The 1,475-nt window shown below is 53.5% G+C and carries 1 protein-coding gene; it reads right to left on the bottom strand.

The genetic code is table 11. The features are described from left to right. The coding region (locus CW742_RS12825; RefSeq protein WP_292420979.1) for a hypothetical protein at window positions 1–1,475 on the bottom strand (1,475 nt) is incomplete at both ends.

Here is a 1,475-nt window from a genome sequence, read left to right as displayed (position 1 = left end):
CTCCGAGACGATGTCACACATGCCCTCGCAGGCGCCTGCTGCCGGGGGTTTTATCCCGGGGATCTCCACGACACCTCCTGCCTGCTTGCCCGGGTACGCCCAGTCGTTTTCGGGAATCCCCCGGCCCCCGTTCCCGGCCCGCATCGCCATGTAGTCTTTGTCCCCGTAATAACGGTACGTCGGGTGCTTGTACCCTTCGAGCAGGTAGGTATCCGTGATCGTGGTATGGGTTTTTGAGGTCGCCGTTTCGTAATCATCGGGAAGTTTATCATTATACGTTTTGTTTCCAACAACATTGTAGTCTGTATCCGTACTACCCTCGAAACTTCCTCCTGTTTTCCATTGCTCATCGACCCATTTGTGGTAATTCTCGTGCGCGATAATCTCCGCTACGCTGTCGATGCCATTGATATCAGGCCCGCCAAAGGACTCTCCTGCGGGTTCCAGGACCGTTGTTGGAAGTACCAGCGGGGTGTTGTAATGGACTGCTCCGGCCAGAGAAAAAACTCCGATAAGTCCTGTGGGTGTAGTGATCCCGTACCCGGGCATATTATCGTCATAGAGTACCGAAACGCAGGTCTCTATGGGAGCACAATTCTCAAGTGTTCCCGAAAGTCCTGGGACGGCGCCATCCTCCATCCAGTATACGTACCAGTTGGGAAAGACCCCATCATCTTTCACCCAGTTCGGGTACTGCCCCTTCTCAAAATAGATGCTTATTGGGACGGTGATCTCAGAGATTTCCCGGTGCCCGGTCAACTGGTCCACTACATGCATCTTTGCTTTTAACCATTTCCGGCCATAGTTGCCGGGAGCCGGCCGGTAGGTCAGGTCACCGGTATCCGGAAGGACCCGGTGAAGATCCATATCGCCGGTCTTAATGTCAAACACATAATAGGAGATGCCAACAATCTTCCATTCGGGAGATCCGGGTTTTACCACCGGGCTGATGGTGATGTCATGAGTGGCAAGAAGAATATCCGGACTTATCGTAAGATCACGCAGCTCCGGCATCTCTGACTGGGAATACGATGTCTGGATGATCATATACACATCGTCGATGTCAACCCGTCCCGTGTAGAACGGTCCATCGGAATACCCCTGGTAATCCACGTAGCGCCAGAGGGGTTTGCTTTTGATTGTCAGGGTATTGACCCCAATTGCCAGGATCGCGGGGTTGACCCGTCCGAAGCTGGACGTTGCACCATATGGGCCAATCCAGTCCGTCATCTCCACTCCGTTCACAGAATAGATCGGGTCTTCGCAGTGGTATCCAAACACATTCGAACAGTCCGGGACATTCGTCCCCCCCCGGCTGTCGCCAGGGCCGTCAAACGAAAGGTAAGGGTAATCATATACCCGCGAGAGGTTCACCCCTGCTGGTATCGTGAACGGGATCGTGACCGTTGCTTCGTAATTGACCAGGTTTTCACAACTCTGCAGCCAATAGGGGGGAATGGTATCGTAAGTGGATT

The sequence above is a fragment of the Methanoregula sp. genome (genome assembly GCF_002835825.1).
In the GTDB taxonomy this organism is placed as follows: domain Archaea; phylum Halobacteriota; class Methanomicrobia; order Methanomicrobiales; family Methanospirillaceae; genus Methanoregula.
The sequence above is the reverse complement of the archived record's forward strand: the minus strand, read 5'-3'. Positions and strand labels throughout refer to the sequence as shown.